Annotated in this window: 17 protein-coding genes; 8 read left to right on the top strand and 9 right to left on the bottom strand. The window is 71.6% G+C overall.

Translation table 11 applies throughout. The features are described 5' to 3' along the window. Window positions 1-259 precede the first annotated feature (259 nt). The gene (locus tag P409_RS08595; protein ID WP_034834321.1) at window positions 260-634 is read left to right on the top strand and encodes a GFA family protein; all 375 of its coding nucleotides are present in this window, start codon (window positions 260-262) and stop codon (window positions 632-634) included. A 24-nt stretch (window positions 635-658) separates the two neighbouring features. Here the strand turns inward: P409_RS08595 and P409_RS08590 are convergent, their stop codons facing one another. Next, entirely contained in the window at window positions 659-2,167 is a 1,509-nt protein-coding gene (locus P409_RS08590; protein WP_034834319.1) for a winged helix-turn-helix domain-containing tetratricopeptide repeat protein, read from the bottom strand. A 208-nt stretch (window positions 2,168-2,375) separates the two neighbouring features. On the opposite strand from P409_RS08590, the gene P409_RS08585 reads away from it, so the two are divergent. After that, a complete protein-coding gene (locus P409_RS08585; protein WP_034834317.1) occupies window positions 2,376-2,558 on the top strand; it encodes a DUF1127 domain-containing protein in 183 nt (60 codons plus the stop codon). Between the two features lie 14 nt (window positions 2,559-2,572). Here P409_RS08585 and P409_RS08580 read toward each other — a convergent pair whose 3' ends face one another. The 4 genes from P409_RS08580 to P409_RS08565 form a co-directional block, all read right to left on the bottom strand. Further along, on the bottom strand, window positions 2,573-3,346 hold the full coding sequence (locus P409_RS08580; protein ID WP_034834315.1) for an alpha/beta hydrolase: 774 nt from the start codon (window positions 3,344-3,346) through the stop codon (window positions 2,573-2,575). Further along, window positions 3,343-4,806, bottom strand: a complete 1,464-nt coding sequence (glgA, locus tag P409_RS08575; RefSeq protein ID WP_034834313.1) for a glycogen synthase GlgA — start codon at window positions 4,804-4,806, stop codon at window positions 3,343-3,345. Before glgA ends, P409_RS08580 begins: the two co-directional genes overlap by 4 nt. A gap of 184 nt (window positions 4,807-4,990) precedes the next feature. Further along, window positions 4,991-6,253 (bottom strand): glucose-1-phosphate adenylyltransferase, encoded by a 1,263-nt coding sequence (glgC, locus tag P409_RS08570; protein ID WP_034834311.1) that lies wholly within the window; start codon window positions 6,251-6,253, stop codon window positions 4,991-4,993. A 103-nt stretch (window positions 6,254-6,356) separates the two neighbouring features. After that, window positions 6,357-7,310, bottom strand: coding sequence for an AEC family transporter (locus P409_RS08565; RefSeq protein ID WP_034834310.1), 954 nt, complete (start codon window positions 7,308-7,310; stop codon window positions 6,357-6,359). 154 nt (window positions 7,311-7,464) lie between these two features. On the opposite strand from P409_RS08565, the gene P409_RS08560 reads away from it, so the two are divergent. Then, the gene (locus tag P409_RS08560; protein WP_034834308.1) at window positions 7,465-7,872 is read left to right on the top strand and encodes a tellurite resistance TerB family protein; all 408 of its coding nucleotides are present in this window, start codon (window positions 7,465-7,467) and stop codon (window positions 7,870-7,872) included. 47 nt (window positions 7,873-7,919) lie between these two features. Continuing rightward, a complete protein-coding gene (locus tag P409_RS08555) occupies window positions 7,920-9,911 on the top strand; it encodes an alpha/beta fold hydrolase (protein WP_081991369.1) in 1,992 nt (663 codons plus the stop codon). A gap of 194 nt (window positions 9,912-10,105) precedes the next feature. Here the strand turns inward: P409_RS08555 and P409_RS08550 are convergent, their stop codons facing one another. Continuing rightward, window positions 10,106-11,077: a phosphoribosylaminoimidazolesuccinocarboxamide synthase gene (locus P409_RS08550; RefSeq protein ID WP_052120205.1), complete on the bottom strand. Its 972-nt coding sequence runs from the start codon at window positions 11,075-11,077 to the stop codon at window positions 10,106-10,108. Window positions 11,078-11,203: 126 nt separating this feature from the next. Here P409_RS08550 and pyrH point away from each other — a divergent pair, with 126 nt between their 5' ends. The 3 genes from pyrH to P409_RS08535 all read left to right on the top strand — a co-directional run bounded on the left by pyrH (window position 11,204) and on the right by P409_RS08535 (window position 13,059). After that, window positions 11,204-11,950, top strand: a complete 747-nt coding sequence (gene pyrH / locus P409_RS08545; protein WP_152613290.1) for a UMP kinase — start codon at window positions 11,204-11,206, stop codon at window positions 11,948-11,950. 123 nt (window positions 11,951-12,073) lie between these two features. Next, window positions 12,074-12,658, top strand: coding sequence for a carboxymuconolactone decarboxylase family protein (locus P409_RS08540; protein ID WP_034834303.1), 585 nt, complete (start codon window positions 12,074-12,076; stop codon window positions 12,656-12,658). A gap of 14 nt (window positions 12,659-12,672) precedes the next feature. Then, complete coding sequence (locus P409_RS08535; RefSeq protein WP_034834301.1) at window positions 12,673-13,059, top strand: rhodanese-like domain-containing protein; 387 nt, start codon at window positions 12,673-12,675, stop codon at window positions 13,057-13,059. Window positions 13,060-13,275: 216 nt separating this feature from the next. Here the strand turns inward: P409_RS08535 and P409_RS08530 are convergent, their stop codons facing one another. Together P409_RS08530 and P409_RS08525 are read right to left on the bottom strand one after the other, a co-directional pair. Then, on the bottom strand, window positions 13,276-14,286 hold the full coding sequence (locus tag P409_RS08530; RefSeq protein ID WP_238578627.1) for an alpha/beta hydrolase: 1,011 nt from the start codon (window positions 14,284-14,286) through the stop codon (window positions 13,276-13,278). Continuing rightward, the gene (locus P409_RS08525) at window positions 14,283-15,206 is read right to left on the bottom strand and encodes an MBL fold metallo-hydrolase (protein ID WP_034834297.1); all 924 of its coding nucleotides are present in this window, start codon (window positions 15,204-15,206) and stop codon (window positions 14,283-14,285) included. The genes P409_RS08530 and P409_RS08525 overlap by 4 nt, the downstream gene beginning before the upstream one ends. A gap of 90 nt (window positions 15,207-15,296) precedes the next feature. Between P409_RS08525 and P409_RS08520 the strand changes: the two genes are divergently transcribed. Next, complete coding sequence (locus P409_RS08520; RefSeq protein ID WP_034834295.1) at window positions 15,297-16,232, top strand: LysR substrate-binding domain-containing protein; 936 nt, start codon at window positions 15,297-15,299, stop codon at window positions 16,230-16,232. Between the two features lie 126 nt (window positions 16,233-16,358). On the opposite strand, the gene P409_RS38790 is transcribed toward P409_RS08520, so the two are convergent. Further along, the coding region (locus P409_RS38790; RefSeq protein ID WP_034834293.1) for a hypothetical protein at window positions 16,359-16,892 on the bottom strand (534 nt) is incomplete at its 5' end.

Raw genomic sequence — 16,892 nt, 5'->3', positions numbered from 1 at the left:
GCGCGGCCCGGGCGCTGGACCTGACCTATGTCGGGGTGCCGGATGCCGAGACGCTGCTGGCCCGCACCGCCACGCCCGCCGGCCGCCACGCCCTGGCCGGGCTGGTGCCGGTGGCGGAACCGGAGCTGGACGGCTGGATCGCGGCGGCCCGAGAGCTGGTGCCGGGCTGAGCGGAACGGGATCCGCGGTCTGCCGGCTTGCCAAGGCCGCGGACACCGGGATAGGTGGACCACGACGCATCGGAGAGGAGACGGCAAGGATGACGGCACAGCGTCATGGCGGCTGCCTGTGCGGCCGGGTCCGCTATTCCGTGACGGGCGACCCGCTGCGCGTCGGCCTCTGCCACTGCACCGACTGCCGGCGCAGCAGCGGGTCGGCCTTCACCTTCTACGCCATCTGGCCCCGGGCGGCCTTCAGCGGCGAGGGAGAGACGTCGAGCCACAAGGGCCGCGACTTCTGCCCGGCCTGCGGCAGCCGCCTGTACTCGCTGACCGACACCGAGGCCGAGATCATGCTCGGCACGCTCGACGAGGCGCCCACCGACCAGGTGCCGCAATACGAGCTGTGGACGCCGCGGCGGGAGCCCTGGCTGCACGCCCTGCCCGGGGCCGACCAGTTCCCGGGCGACCGCTGACGCGCGGGGCCGCGTGCCGGCGGGTCAGTCCGGCAGGCCGGCCTTGCGGTAGCCGTCGACGAAATGCGCCAGCGTCGCGGCGTCGCGGAACGGCTCCGTCGCGGCCCAGTGGCTGGTGGTGAAATCCGGGTTGCCGACCAGGAACAGCTCGGCCTCCGCCCGCGCCTCCTCGAGCCGGCCCAGCTGGGCCAGGCTGGCCGCCAGGAAGCGGCGCGAGCTCGTGCGATACGTCTCGTCCCGGCGCAGCGTCTCGACGGCGGCTTCGTAGTCGCGGGCCGCGTATTGCGCCTGGCCGAGCGGCAGATAGTACCAGCCGGGCGGGAACGGGTTCAGCCGGAACGCCTTGCGGATGTGCTCCAGCCCCTCCCCGACCCGCCCGGCCAGCACCGCGATGTCGGACATGGCCGCCCAGGCGTCGGCCTCGTTCGGGTCCAGCGCGATCGCCCTGGCGAATTCCGCGTCGGCCTCGGCGAAGCTGCGCTCATAGGCCAGCAGATAGGCCAGGACCCAGCGGCAGCCGGCATCGTCGGGGTCGATCGCCACGGCCTTGCGCGCCAATTCCAGGGCGACGCTGCGGGAGGATTCGCTCGGCCCGCCGGAATGCACCGATCCCATCCAGTGGTTCATGGCGAGCCAGCGATAGGGCTCGGCATAGTCCGGGTCGAGCGCCGCCGCGCGCGTGAGCATCAGATGCGCTTCCCGCGCCATCTGCGGCGAGTCGTCCATCAGCCTGCGCGCCCGCACGCAGAGGTCGTGGGCCTCGAGGCTGCGGGGCCGGTGGCGCGGCGGCGGCGCGCCCAGCCGGCCCAGCAGCGCCTCCACGATCCTGCCGGTGACCTCGTCCTGGACGGCGAAGATGTCGCCGAGGCCGCGGTCGAAGCGTTCCGCCCAGAGGTGATCGCCGCTTTCGGCGTCGACCAGCTGGGCGTTGATGCGCACGCGCCCCGCGGCGCGCCGGGCGCTGCCCTCCAGCAGGTAGCGCACGCCGAGGTCCCGGGCGATGCCGCGCACATCCATCGCCCTGCCCTTGTAGGCGAAGGCCGAGTTGCGGGCGATGACGAACAGGCCCGGAATCCGGGACAGGTCGGTGATCAGGTCCTCGGTCAGCCCGTCCGCGAAGGCCTCCTGATCGGGGTCGCTGCCCGGGCTGGCGAAGGGCAGCACGGCGATCGACGGCTTGTCGGGCAGCGGCAGGGGGGCTCGCGGCGCAGGGCCGAGCCGTTCGACCTGCCCGGTGAAGCGGTAGCCGACGCGCGGCACCGTGGCGATCCAGTCGCCGCCATCGGCGGCCGGGCCCAGCAGCTTCCGCAGCGCCGCGATCTGGACGGTGAGGTTGCCCTCCTCGACGGCCGTTCCCGGCCAGGCCGCATCCATCAGCTCGGCCTTGCCCAGGATCTCGCCCGGCCGTCCCGCGAGCGCCGCGAGCAGCCTCACCCCGCGATGGCCGACCGCGACGGGGATGTCGTCCCGAAGGAGCGTTCCCGCAGCGGGATCCAGCACGAACGGACCGAAGGCGAGGCGCGATCCCTGCATGCTGCGGATCCTTAGCCGGTTTGGAAGTTTTAGGAAATGATTTGGGAGGGCTTAAGGACGGCGCCGTCCCGCATCCCGCAGTCTTCATCCTCTTCCTGGTCCATGGGGCGCGAGCCCCTCGCCTGCGATGGAGGGTGCCATGAACGATATGCTTGGAACGGCCCCGCACCGGGCCGCATGGCCGGGACCGGTCACGCGACCGGCGTGCGTGGCGCGCCGGCCCGCCGGCTTGGCCGCCCTGCGGAGCCTGGTGGCAACTTGGCGCGAGCGGATCCGCCTGCGCCGGGCGCTGGCGCGGATGGCGAAGGCCAATCCCTATCTGATCGACGACATCGGCCTGACCCGGCGGGAGGCCGAGGCGGAGATCGCCAAGCCCTTCTGGGAGGAGTGAGGCGCCTGCCGCAGTCACTCGCGCTCGGCAACGTCCAGGATCTCCACCACCTCGCGACCCAGCAGTTCCAGATCCTGTGGCCGGGACAGGCGGTGGTCGCCGTCCTTGACCAGGGTCAGGCGGACATCCGGGCCGGTCAGCGCCTCGGCCAGCTTCAGGCTCTGGCGCCAGGGCACGTCGGGATCGGCCAGGCCGTGCAGCAGCCGCGCCGGGCCGGAGAACGGCACCGGGCCGCGCAGCAGCAGATGCGACCGCGCCTCCGTGATCAGCCGCCAGGTGATGCGGTAGGGGCCGTCGCCATAGGCCGAGGGCCGGTCGATGAAGCCGTCGCGGCGCATCCGGGCCAGCCCCATCTCGCCCAGCGCCGGCAGCATCAGGTCCTCGGTGAAGTCGGGCGCGGCGGCGATGCCGACCAGCCCCGCCACCCGGCCCGGCCGGGCCAGCGCGGCGCGGGTCGCGACCCAGGCGCCCATGGAGGAGCCGACCAGGATCTGCGGCCCCTCGGTCAGCCGGTCCAGCGCCAGCAGCGCATCGGCGATCCAGTCGCCGAGCGTGAGGTCGCTGAAGACGCCGCCGGAGGCGCCGTGGCCGCGATAGTCGAAGCGCAGGACATCGAGGCCGCGATCGGCGGCGAAGCCGTCGAGGAATCCCGCCTTCTCCCCCGCCATCGAGGAGCGGAAGCCGCCGCAGAACACCAGCCCCGGCCGGCCGTCGCCAGTGCCCGCACGGCGGCGCCAGGCCACCGGCGTGCCGTCGGCCGCGGGTATAGTTCCCGTCTCTTCGGTCATGGCGTCGCCAGCAGGCCGCGGTACAGGGCCACGTAGTCGACCGCCGCGCGCTCCCAGCTGAAATCCTGGGCCATGGCGCGGCGCTGCAGCTGCGCCCACAGCGCCTTGTCGCGCCACAGGCCGCAGACCCAGCTGGCGGTGCCGGCCAGGGCCGAGGCGGTGGGGTCGTCGAAGCTGAAGCCGGTGGCCCGGTCCTCGACGATGGCGTCGTGGCTGGCATTGACCACGGTGTCGGCCAGGCCGCCGGTGCGACGCACCAGCGGCAGGGTGCCGTAGCGCAGCGCGTACATCTGGGTCAGGCCGCAGGGCTCGGTGCGCGACGGCACCAGCAGCACGTCGGCGCCGGCCTGCAGCAGATGCGACAGTGCCTCGTCATAGCCGATGCGGACCGCGACATGATCGGGATAGGCCGTCGCGGCGGCGCGGAACCCGGCCTCGAGCTCGGCGTCGCCGGAGCCGAGCAGCACCAGCCGGCCGCCGCCCGCCACCAGGGTCGGGATGGCGTCGAGCAGCAGGTCGCAGCCCTTCTGCCCGGTCAGCCGGCTGACCATGGCGAAGAGCGGGGAGCCGTCATCCTCCGGCAGGCCGAACTCGCGCAGCAGCGCCGCCTTCGCCAGCGCCTTGCCGGACAGGTCGTCCGGGCCGTAGGGCACCGGCAGGTGCGGGTCGGTCGCCGGATCCCACACGGCGTAGTCGGCGCCATTGACGATGCCGACCAGGTCGGCGGCGCGGGCGGCGAGCAGGCCGGACAGGGCATAGCCGTAGTCCGGCGTCTGGATCTCCCGCGCATAGGTGCGGCTGACCGTGGTGATGCGGTCGGCGTAGGAGAGGCCGGCCTTGAGGAAGCCGACGCCGCCGAAATACTCGACCCCGTCGATCGACAGGCTGTCCGGCGGCAGGCCCAGCTCCGGCGCCACCGCAGCCGGGAACCAGCCGGGGAAGCCGATATTGTGGATCGTGGTGACCGTCTTCGGCCGCGCGCTGCCGGCCGCGGCGGCCTGGAAGGCCAGATAGGCGGGGGCCAAGCCGGCCTGCCAGTCATGGCCATGCACGATGTCCGGCCGCCAGCGCGGATCGGCGCCGAGGCCGAGGCGCGAGGCGGCCCAGCCCAGGGCGGCGAAGCGGCGGTGGTTGTCCGGCCAGTCCAGCCGGTCGGGGCCGAGATAGGGGTTGCCGGGCCTGGCGAACAGGCCGGGGCAGTCCAGCACATAGGCGGGGATGGCGATGCCCTCGAGCTCGGCCAGCATCAGCTGCGCCGGGCCGCCGCCGAACAGGGCCGGGTCCTCCAGCACCACCTCCGGCCGGCGCATCGCCTGCAGCACGGCCGGATAGGCCGGCACCAGCACCCGGGCAGCGATGCCGGACACGGCCAGCGCCGGCGGCAGCGCCCCGGCGACATCGGCCAGGCCGCCGGTCTTGACCAGCGGATAGATCTCCGACACCGCGTGCAGGACGTTCATCGGGTCCGATCCTCAGCCGAATGAGGGAGCGTCACCCTCGCGGAAGCGAGGTCTCAGCAGGATATCCGGCCCCCGTCGTCATTGCGAGGAGGCAAGCCGACGAAGCAATCCAGGGGCCGGTGCGCACCGGCCCCTGGATTGCTTCGCTGCGCTCGCAATGACGAGCTCGAGGGTCAGAGGGCCCTCACCCCAGCGCGTCGATCATCGGCTGGGTGATCAGGACGATGCCGGTCTCGGTGCGGTGGAAGCGTTTGGCGTCGAGCTCCGGGTCCTCGCCCACCACCAGCCCCTCGGGGATCTGCACGCCGTGGTCCAGCACCACCCGGTTCAGCCTGGCATGGCGGCCGATGTCGCATTCCGGCAGCACCACCGCCTCGTGCAGCCGGGCGAAGGAGTTGACCCGCACCTTGGAGAACAACACCGACTGCCGGACGGTGGAGCCGGAGACGATGCAGCCGCCGGAGACGGTGCTGTTCACCGCCTTGCCGACCCGGGCCCCGTCCTCGAACACGAACTTCGCCGGCGGCAGCTGCTCCTGATAGGTGTAGATCGGCCAGTCCTGGTCATAGAGGTCCAGCGCCGGGGTCACCGTGGTCAGGTCGATATTGGCTTCCCAATAGGCGTCGATGGTGCCGACGTCGCGCCAGTAGGGCTCGGCATAGCTCGGGTTCGGGATCGCGCTCTCGGAGAAGCGGTGGGCGCGGACATGCCCGGTCTCGACCAGATGCGGCACGATGTTCTTGCCGAAATCATGCTCGGAGGTCGGATCGGCGGCGTCGCGGCGCAGCTGCTCGGCCAGGAACCGCATGCTGAACACGTAGATGCCCATGCTGGCCAGCGCCGTGTCCGGCCGGCCCGGCATCGGCGGCGGGTCGGCCGGCTTCTCCAGGAAGCTGGTGACGCGCCACTGGTCGTTGACATGCATCACGCCGAAGGCCGTCGCCTCCATGCGCGGCACCTCGACGCAGCCGACGGTGATGTCGGCGCCGCTGCGGACGTGATCCTCGATCATCGCCGCGTAATCCATCTTGTAGACGTGGTCGCCGGCCAGGACGAGGACATGGTCCGGCCCCTCGGCCTCGAAGATGTCGAGATTCTGCCAGACCGCGTCGGCGGTGCCGCGGTACCACATCGCCTCGTCCACCCGCTGCTGGGCGGGCAACAGGTCGACGAACTCATGCATCTCGGCGCGCAGATAGCCCCAGCCGCGCTGCAGGTGGCGCAGCAGGCTGTGCGACTTGTACTGGGTCAGCACATAGATGCGGCGGATGCCGGAGTTGATGCAGTTCGACAGGGCGAAGTCGATGATCCGGAACTTGCCGCCGAAATAGACCGCGGGCTTGGCCCTTCGGTCGGTCAGCTGTTTCAGGCGGCTGCCCCTTCCCCCCGCCAGGACCAGGGCGATCGTGCGCTTCGGAAGCTGGCGGATCGGGCCGTCGTCACGCATCCAGGGGTCCTCCCGGCTTCGGGCTGTTTGCACGAGAGTAACACCAGCTTTCGCGATCCCGCACCGTCCGTTTGAGGCAAATTTTGTTCGTTTTGCGGGAGCATCAGCCGGGCGCGAACTGCGGCGCGGTGATCGCCAGCAGCAGCGACAGGGTCAGCACCGAGACCACGGTCGAGACCAGGATCACCGCCGAGGTGCGCTCGACATAGACGCCGTAGCGCTGGGCGACGACGAAGGTCAGCGCCCCGGTCGGCAGCGCCGCCAGGATCACGGCGCTGGCGGTCCAGAACGGGTCCATCGGGAAGACGGTCGCCGCCAGGCCCCAGGTGATCAGCGGCTGCCAGATCAGCTTGAGCACGGTGATCCAGCCGACCTCTCCCAGCCCGGTGCGCAGCGTCTGCCCGGCCATGAACAGGCCGATGGCGAAGAGGGCGCAGGGGCTGGCGGCGGCGCCGAGCAGCGACAGCAGCGTCGCCAGCGGCGCCGGCACGGCGAGGCCGGCCCAGGACCACAGCACGCCCAGCACCGGCGCCACCACCAGCGGATTCTTCAGCAAGGCCACGGCCACGTCGCGCAGCGCGGGCAGCACGCCGCGGCCTCGGCTGCCGGTCAGCTCCAGCGCCACCACGGCCAGGCCGACGCAGGCGACGCTCATGATCACCGTCGCCAGCGAGGCCGGAGGCAGGCCGCGGGCCGGGCCGAAGGCGGCGGCGAAGAGCGGGATGCCCATGTAGCCGGTGTTGGAGAAGCCGGCATTCATCCCTTGCATCGTCGCCTCGCCGGCATCGGCGCGGTGGACCAGGGCACCGAGGATGGAGCCGAGCAGCCACACCGCCAGGATGCCGCCGAGGAAGGCGCCGATGAAGTTGAGGTTGAGGATGCCGGCCACCGGGGTGCGGGCCATCGCCAGGAACAGCAGCGCCGGCAGCGCGATCCAGTAGACGAAGGCGTTCAGCGCCTCCGACTGGGCGCGGCCGAGCAGCCGGATGCGCCCGGTGAAGAAGCCGATGAAGATCACGCCGAAGACCGGCAGCGCCACGTCGATGACCGCCTGCATGGCGCCCTCATGCCATGCCGCGGCGGGGCGGGGAAGCATGGTCGTGACGGCCGGCGCCGGGGCGAGGGGGTGCCCCCTTGCCTTGACGCCCCGCGGCGTTCCGCGCCATATCCGGGCGGACCTTCCCGCGACTCGCAGGCCAGCGGAGACTGCCATGACGACCGACGCCCACGGCGCCCTGATCTACACCATGGTGCTCGCCTCCGTGGCCGACACGAACATGACCGACGCGGAGCTGGAGACGCTGTCGGAGATGGTGCGCTTCCTGCCGGTGTTCCGCGAGTTCGACATCGACCGCATCCCGGACCTGACCCGCGACTGCATCGAGCTGCTGCAGGCGGAGGACGGCATCGACCGCGCGCTGGACCTGATCGCCGAGGCGCTGCCGGACCATCTGCGCGAGACCGCCTATGCCGTCGCCTGCGATTCGATCGCCGCGGACGGCCGCGCCAGCCAGCCGGAGCTGCGGCTCCTGGAGCTGATGCGCGACCGGCTCGACATCGACCGGCTGGTGGCGTCGGCGATCGAGCGCGCGTCCGGCGCCCGGCATCGCACCTTGTAATGACGAGCGGCCCCAAGGCCGCCGCCAACGACAGGAAGGGGAGGCTCATGCGCAGGAGCATGTTCGGTGCCGTCGCGCTGCTGGCCGTCATCGGTGCCGCGCCGGCAGGTGCCCAGACCGAGGCCCCGGCCGCCGCGACGATCCAGGTCGGCGGCGTCACCCTGACCGCCTGTCAGGCCGATTTCGGCGGCTTCTGCGGCCGGATCGACCGGCCCCTGGACCCCGGCGGCAAGCTGCCCGGCACGGTCGGCATCGGCTTCGAGTTCTATCCGCACCGCGACGCCGGCCAGCCGGCCGAGGGCGTGATCCTGGCCCAGGAGGGCGGGCCCGGCTATTCCTCCACCGGCACGCGCGAGGGCTATCTGCGGCTGTTCGAGCCGCTGCGCGACCGGCGCGACGTGCTGCTGGTCGACAAGCGCGGCACCGGCCTGTCCGATCCGCTGCAATGCCAGGCGCTGCAGGAGGCCGGCGAGTTCGTGCCCGCGGCCATCGCCGCCTGCGCCAAGCAGCTGGGCCCGGCCGCCTGGATGTACGGCACCGCGCCGGCGGCCGACGACGTCGCCGCCGTGCTGGATGCGCTGCGGATCGGCAAGGTCGATTATTACGGCGACAGCTACGGCACCTGGTTCGGCCAGGTCTTCGCCCAGCGCCACCCGGACCGGCTGCGCACCATCGTGCTGGACAGCGCCTATCCGACCATCGGCCTGTCGCCCTGGTTCGAGACCGAATGGGCCACCGCCCGCGACGGGTTCGAGCTGGCCTGCCGGCGCTCCCCCAGCTGCCGCGCCCTCGGCGGCCGCTCGCTCGACCGGATCGAGAAACTGGTCGCGGCGCTGCGGGCCAGGCCCGGCAAGGCCGAGGCGCCGGACGGCGACGGCAACACGATCGGCATCTCGGTCGACGCCCCGACCCTGTTCCTGGTCATGAACAGCGGCGGCGGCAGCCCGACCTTCTATCGCGACCTGGACGCCGCGGCCCGAGCCTATCTCGACGCCAACGACCCGGCGCCGCTGCACCGGCTGATGGCCGAGGCGGCGTCCTGGAACACGCCGGGCAGCGACCCCGCCGCCTTCTCCACCGCGCTCTATGTCTCGGTGGTGTGCAGCGACTATCCGCGGCTGTTCCGGGCCGACGCGTCGCGGTCCGAGCGGCGCCGCCAGCTGCTGCGCGCCACGGCGCAGAAGCAGCAGGCGGAGCCCGGGATCTACGCCCCCTTCACCATCGCCGAGGTCGACGGCTCGCCGCACAAATGGGAGCGGCGCGACCTGTGCCTGGACTGGCCGGCGCCGCCGAAGGGCGTCGTCCCCGGCACCGCCGCCGACCCGAAGGCGCCGTTCCCGAACGTGCCGACCCTGGTGCTGTCCGGCGACATCGACAGCGTCACCGCGCCGATGGAGGGGCTGGAGACGGCACGGCTGTTCCCGGACGCGACCTATGTGCCGGTGCGCAACCTGACCCACATCACCGCGATCACCGACCAGGCGATCTTCGTGCCGCCGAAGGGCGCCGACGCCACCGGCTGCGTCGCCCCGATCGTGCTGACCTTCGTGCGCTCCGGCGGCGATGCCGGCGACACCTCCTGCACCCAGCGGATCCGGCCGATCCGCACCGTGCCGGCCTTCGTCGTCCATGCCGCCGATGCCGCCCCGGCCACGGCCGATGCCGGCAACGCGGCCACCGACGCCGATCTGCGCCTGGCCTCGGCGGCGGCGGAGACGGCGGGCGACGTGCTGGCGCGTTACTTCGTCAACAGCGGCGGCAGCGGCGTGGGCCTGCGCGGCGGCACCTTCAAGTTCGAGGCCACCGAGGCGGGCTACGCCTTCACCCTGGACCAGCTGCGCTGGGCCGACGACCTGGCGGTATCCGGCACGATCCGCTGGGACCAGTCGACCGGCGACGTGGCCGCCGATCTGACCCTGGCGGGCGCGGCGACAGGCACGCTGGCCCTGGCCTGGAACGACCGCGACACCGACGCGGTCGCTCGGATCACGGGGGAGATCGGCGGACGGACCGTGGCGGCGGAGCGGATCGCGCCCTGAGCCCTTTTATCCTCCCCCTCCCCTCGCGGGAGGGGGTAGGGGAGGGGTTTATCGGCGCGATCCGGCCTAGATCTTCACACGCCGATAGGGATGGCGGATGCAGTCCCCTGCCCATTCACGCGCGGACGCGCGAAGCCCCTCCCCTACCCCTCCCGCGAGGGGAGGGGGAGAGTAGAACGAACGGCCGGTTCGACTCAGAAATACTTCGCCAGATTCTCCCGGATCCGCTCCAGCACCGGCTTCTCCCGGTCGGGCATGTCGAAGCGGCGGCCGGTGATGGTCTCGTAGGCGCGGACATAGACCTGGGCGGTGTCGCGGATCACCTGGGCCGGGATCTCCGGGATCGGGTCGCGGTAAGGGTCGCAGCGCGCCGCCACCCAGCTGCGCACGAAGTCCTTGTCGAAGCTCTCGGGCCGCTCGCCGCGGGCGAAGCGGTCCTCATAGCTGCCGGCCAGCCAGTAGCGGCTGCTGTCCGGGGTGTGGATCTCGTCGGCCAGGACGATGCGGCCCTCGGCATCGGTGCCGAACTCGTACTTCGTGTCGACCAGGATCAGCCCGTGCCTCGCCGCGATCTGCTGTCCGCGGCCGAACAGGGCGAAGGCATAGTCGCTGAGCTGCTGCCACTGCGCCGCGGTGAGCAGGCCCTGGGAGACGATCTCCTCCGGCGTCAGCGGTTCGTCATGGCCGCCGTCGAAGGCCTTGCTGGTCGGGGTGATGATCGGTTGCGGCAGCCTCTGGTTGTCGCGCAGGCCCTCGGGCAGGCGGACGCCGTACATCTCGCGCTGGCCGGCCTTGTAGAGGGTCAGGACCGAGGTGCCGGTGGTGCCGGCCAGATAGTCGCGGACCACGATCTCGACCGGCAGGATGTCGAGCCGGCGGCCGACCACGACATTCGGGTCGGGATAGTCCAGCACGTGATTCGGGCAGATGTCGCGCGTCTCCTCGAACCAGAAGCGCGCGGTCTGGGTCAGCACCTGGCCCTTCAGCGGGATCGAGGCCAGGATCCGGTCGAAGGCGCTGATCCGGTCGGTGGCGATGATGATCCGCCGCCCGTCCGGCAGGTCGTAATTGTCGCGCACCTTGCCGCGGTAGTGGGCCGGCAGCTCCGGGATCGTCGCGTCGTCGAGCACCGGATAGGGGCGATCGTCCAGGGCCGTGAAATCCATGGGTCTCGTTCCATCGGGAGGGTCGGCGAATTCTTAGCGCGTGCCGGTATCGCGCACACCCGAAATCGGGCATCCTGCGGCGGTGCCGAGGACAGCGGTGCCCAGCGAGACGATCGAGAGGGCATGATGGCACATTCCCCCAAGCGGCTGCTGCTGAAGCTGAGCGGCGGCGCCATGGCCGGCGCCGACAGGTCGATCTTCGGCGCCGCCGCGATCGACCACATCGTCGGCGAGATCCTGGCGGTGCACGAGCTGGGCATCCAGATCGCGGTGGTGATCGGCGGCGGCAATGTGTTCCGCGGCCGCGTCTCCGACGCCTGGCACATCGAGCGGGCCGAGGCCGACAACATCGGCATGCTGGGCACCATGGTCAACGCGGTGATGCTGCGCGCGGCGCTGACCGCGAGGTCGGCCGCCGAGGTGCGGGTGATGAGCGCGGTGCCGATCCCGTCGATGGCCGAGCCCTATATCCGGCTGCGCGCCGACCGGCACCTGGCGAAGGGCGCCATCGTCGTGCTGGCCGGCGGCAACGGCCAGCCCTATGTCACCACCGACTACCCGGCGGTGCAGCGGGCGATCGAGCTGCGCTGCGACGCGGTGCTGGCGGCCAAGGACGGCGTCGACGGCGTGTTCACCGCCGATCCGCGCACCGACCCGGCAGCTCGCAGATACGCCAGCCTGGCCTTCGCCGACGCGATCCGGCAGGAGCTGAAGGTGATGGACCAGTCGGCGATCCTGCTGGCCCGCGACCACGGCCTGCCGCTGCATGTCTTCGCCTTCGACCGGCCGGGCGCGATGCTGCGGATCGCCCGGGGCGAGCCGGTGGGGACGCTGCTGGCCCCCGGCGCCGCCACGGTGCTGGCCGAGGGCTGACGAAGAATTCGCCCCCGTCCCTCCCATTCGGGAGGTGACAGCCCCCGGCACGCTCCCGATCCTGAGCGGATGACCCGAGGTCAGGCCGCCTCACCGGCCGCTCGGCCGTGTGGAGAAAGGGTGATGTTTCTGGAGACGATCAGGGAAGAGGACGCGACCGGCAGGGTCGCGGAGTCCTATGCGGCGGACCGGGCGCGGCTCGGCTTCGTCATGTCGGCCACGGCCTGCTGGACCGCCCGGCCCGACCTGCTGCCGGCCTGGGAGGCGTTCTATGCCCAGGTGAAGGCCAATTTCTCGCTGTCGCCACGCGACTGGCGGCTGATCACCTTCATCGCCGCCAAGCAGGTGCCGTCGACCTATTGCTCGATGGTCTATGGCGGGATGCTGGTGGACGATCTGGGGTCGCGGGACAGGGTGCTGGCGGTGCACGCCGATTTCCGCGCCGCCGGGCTGGGCGAGCGCGACACCGCGATGCTGGCCTATGCCGAGGCCGTGGCCCGCGACGCCTCGCAGGTCACCCGAGGCCACATCGACGCGCTGCGAGCCGCAGGCTTCCGCGACGTGCAGATCGCCGACATCGCGCTGTGCGCGGCGCTGCGCTGCTTCATGGCCCGGTTCTTCGACGCCACCGGCGCCGGGCCCGAGCCCGCCTTCATCGACCCGGACGGCTTCGCCCTGGCGCTGGCCGTCGGGCGCCAGCCGTCATGATCCAGGAGAGTCTCATGCCGACATCGGTCAAGGAGCTGCTCGCCGACGCCAACGCCGCGGTGCCGCGGGTCACGCGAGAGGAGGCGGCCGCGCTAATCCGGAGCGGCGCGCTGGTGGTCGACGTGCGCGACGCGCCGGAGCTGAAGGCGGGCAGGATCGCGGGGGCGGCCCATGTCTCACGCGGCATGCTGGAGTTCCGCGCCGACCCCGACTCGCCGTATCACGATCCCGCCTTCCGCCGCGACCGCACGGTGATCCTGTACTGCGCTTCCGGCGGCCGCTCGGCCCTGGCCGGCAAGGCCCTGCTGGACCTCGGCTATGTCGATGTCCGCAACCTCGGCGCCTTCAAGGACTGGGCCGAGGCCGGCGGAGCGGTGGAGGTGGTTCCCGAGAAGAGCTGATTGCACAGCCTTTTCAGAATCCGAGCCTGCCCCTGACTTAGTCCCCCCTCCCCTTGCGGGAGGGGGCTAGGGGGAGAGGCCTGCGCGCGTCCGCGCGCGAATGCGCATGGGATCGCTCCAGCCGTTTGAAGCGGCCTTCCAAAGTCCAGGCCGGATCAAGCCGATAGAACCCCCTCCCCCTGCCCCTCCCGCAAGGGGAGGGGGGACTCAAAAACCTCACCCCTCCGGCTCATACACCTCGTCCAGGAAATCCCCGATCGCGCGGAAGGCCTGCAGGCGGTTCTTCTCCATCAGCACCATGTGGGTGCCCTCGCCGATCTCGACCCAGCGGCGGTAGGGTGCTCCGGTGAAACGGATGAAGTGGTCCTGGGCCACCGCCAGCGGCACGTCCAGGTCCCATTCGGCATGGACCAGGAGCACCGGGACGGTGATGTCGCCGGGCTGGTAGAAGGGCCGCCCGGCGGTCCAATACTCCCGCGTGTCGAGGATCGGGCCGGTGCCGGCGCGCATGGTCGGCGGTGTCTGCGCCGCGCCTTCGGGGTCGGTGGCCAGCGCCGCCTCGGCCCAGGTCTCGAACCAGCCCGCCGGGATCAGCCCGTCGCGCTTGCCCTCCGGCGCGCCCTCCAGCCAGCGGGCCTTGGTCTGCAGCACCGGGATCCGGCGATAGGCGCCGAGCGTCCCGCCCGGGTCGATCCGCGCCTTGCCCGGACTCAGCCATTGCGGCGCCACCAGCGCCAGCTTCACCACCTTGGCGTTGTTGCGGCTGGTCCAGGCACCGGCGACCGAGCCGCCCCAGGACATGGCGACGATGCTGGTGCGCGCCAGCCCGCGCCGCCGCAGCACGAAATCGACCGCGGTGGAGAAGTCGCGCACCCCGGTCTCGGTCCGGCCCAGCGGCGGGTTCTCCTCCGGCGGCCGGTCCATCTCGGGCGGCCGGGTCGACCCGCCGGTGCCGCGGACATCGACCGCATGAACGTCGTAGCCGCGGCGGGCCAGCCAGTCCATGAAGGAGAAGCCGCCGACCGGCACGTCGAACAGCGTGCCGGAGGAGTAGGTGGCGCCGTGCATCAGCACGATGCTGCGCTCCGGCGAGAAGTCCCGCATCCCGGCCTGGCGCTTGTTGCGGATGTGCAGCTGGATGCCCAGCGTGTCGCTCGGGATCATCAGGTCTTCGACCGCAATGTCGGCGGCCGGCGTGTCGATGGTCATGGTGTCGGCTCCGGTCACGCGAAGGTCCAGTCGAAGCGGTCGCCCTGCCGCGTGATGCGGCCGGCCGAGCTGTCCGGGAAATGGCCGGGCAGGACGAGGGCGCCGCTCTCCGCCGCCGTCTCCAGCAGCCAGCGGCGGGAGGCGCGCGCCGGTTCCGGGAACTCGCAGTAGCGGGAGTTCCAGCCCGGCTCGAAGATCTGCAGCGGGTGGTGCATGACGTCGCCGGCGAACAGCGCCTCCTCGCCGCGCGAGCGCAGGCGGATCACGGCGTGGTCGATGCTGTGGCCCGGCGCCGGGTGGAAGGAGATGCCGTCCAGCACCTCGCCGCCATCGACCACGACCAGATCGGCCAGCCCGGCCTCGATCACCGGCCGGACGCTGTCCTGGTAGACGCCGTCCAGCGGCGGGTGGCGCGGCGCGCCCAGCACGGGGTCGGGGCGGAACTCGGGCGCCGCCGGATCGGACAGGCTGTCGCCGTAGCGCTGCTCGACCGCCGAGAAATGGTGCCGGGCATTGGCGAAGGTCGGCACCCAGCGGCCGCCGGCCAGCCGGGTGTTCCAGCCGACATGATCGGCATGGACATGGGTGAGCAGCACGTGGTCGACATCCTCCGGCCGCACCCCGGCCGCTTCCAGGCGCTGCAGATAGGGCACGTCGAGCCGGTGCATCACCGGCACGCCCGGCCGCTCCTTGCCGTTGCCGGTGGCGGTGTCGATCAGGAGCGTGTGGCGGGGCGTGCGCACCAGCCAGCTGTGGATGCTCAGGCCGATCGCCCCGGTCTCCGGGTCCTGCGCCCCGGCCGGCAGCCGGCCGCGGTGCCGGTCGCCGGCCTCCGGATCGATCTCGGGGTACAGCTCGACCGGCGAGCGGTGGCTCAGCGGGATCTCGTCGATCCGGGTGATGACGGCGTCGCCGATGCGAAAGCTGGGGGAGCCCATGGGCGTTCTCCGCTGTGGGGCGCGCCGTGCTTGACGGCGCCGGCCCCAGAGCTAAGGTCCGCAGAGTCAGCAATCAAATCGATCCGCCTCATGGGCTCCATCGATCATTTCGATCTTCGTTCCTTCGACCTGAACCTGCTGGTCGCCTTTGACGCGCTGATGCAGGAACGCACGGTCACCCGCGCCGCCACCCGGCTGAAGGTGCAGCAGCCGGCGATGAGCCACAGCCTGTCGACCCTGAGGGTGCTGCTGCAGGACGAGCTGTTCGTGCGCGTCGGCCAGGCGATGCAGCCGACCGCGCGGGCCCGCGCTTTGGCGCCGCGCATCCGCCAGGCCCTGCTGCAGATGCAGGAGGTGCTGCGGGACGAGGACAGCTTCGACCCCGAGACGCAGGACCGGATCTTCCGCCTGGGCTTCTCCAGCGAGCTGGAGCTGCTGCTGATGCCGGACCTGGCGGCGGAGCTGCGGCGCTGCGCCCCCGGCATCCGGGTGATCGGCCGCCCGGTGCTGCGGGAGGAGGTGCACCGGCTGCTGGATGGGGGCGAGATCGACCTGGCGGTGGGCTGCTTCGACCACACCGCCGGCCGGCATCACGGCCTGGACCTGTTCGAGCAGGCGCTGGCCTGCTGCTTCAACCGCGAGAAGCTGCCGCTGGACCCGCCGGTGGACCTCGACACCTATCTCACCACCGGCCATGCGCTGGTGACGGTGAACAACCTGCTGCAGGGCTGCCTGGACGAGGCGCTGGACCGGGTCGGCGCCAGCCTGAACGTGACCATGGCGTCGGCCGAGTTCATGACCGTGCTGTCGGCCGCGGCCGAGGCGCCGGTGCTGGCCACGCTGCCGGCGCGCATGGCCCGGCGCTACGGCCCGCGCTTCGGCCTGACACTGAGCCCGCTGCCCCTGCCGCTGGAGCTGCGCCTGCCGCGGGTGGCGATGGTGTGGTCGGCCCAGACCGACCGCGACCCCGGCGCCGCCTGGCTGCGCGACCGGGTAGCCCCGATCCTGCAGCGCCAGGCGAATTGAGAGCCGCCGCCTAACCTTCAAATTGTCATTGCGAGCCCCGACGGGGCGCGGCAATCCAGCGGCACGGGCCTTTGGATCGCCACGGCGCTGCGCGCCTCGCGATGACGGTCTCGAAGGACGAGCCCGTCAGTTCACGCCCTGGACCGAGCGTACGGCGAAGTCGCCGCCGAAATTCACCAGCATCACGCCGTTCCAGCCGTCGCGGAAGCCGTTGTCGCTGGCCTCGATGATGGTCTTGCCGTCCAGCGCCACCACCATCCGGCCGGCGGCGTCGCGGGTCCAGGTCAGGCGGGTGCGGTCGCCGCGGCGCAGCGGCGCGGTGTTGGTGGTCTGCGCCACCTGGGTGATACCCGACCGGCCGGCACGGTAGAGGGCGAAGACCGGGCTGTTCGACGGCAGGTAGACCAGCCGGTAGCCCGAATCCTTCGACGTGCCCTGGAACACCCGGATCTCGAACTGGCCCTGGTTGGCGAGATCGGCCAGCGCGAAGTCGAGCCCGAACGCGTTCTTCAGCCCCTGCTGCAGCGAGATCGCCGCGACCCCGCCCTGCTGGCCGTTCGCCGCCTTGGTGTCGCTGTGCAGCCCGTTCTTGTCGACCGTCCAGGTGCCCTGCAGCGAGGTCCACGCCGGGTTGGCGGTGTAGTTGCCGTCGCTGAAATC

This window comes from Inquilinus limosus MP06 (genome assembly GCF_000767795.1).
GTDB lineage: Bacteria > Pseudomonadota > Alphaproteobacteria > DSM-16000 > Inquilinaceae > Inquilinus > Inquilinus limosus_E.
The sequence above is the reverse complement of the archived record's forward strand: the minus strand, read 5'-3'. Positions and strand labels throughout refer to the sequence as shown.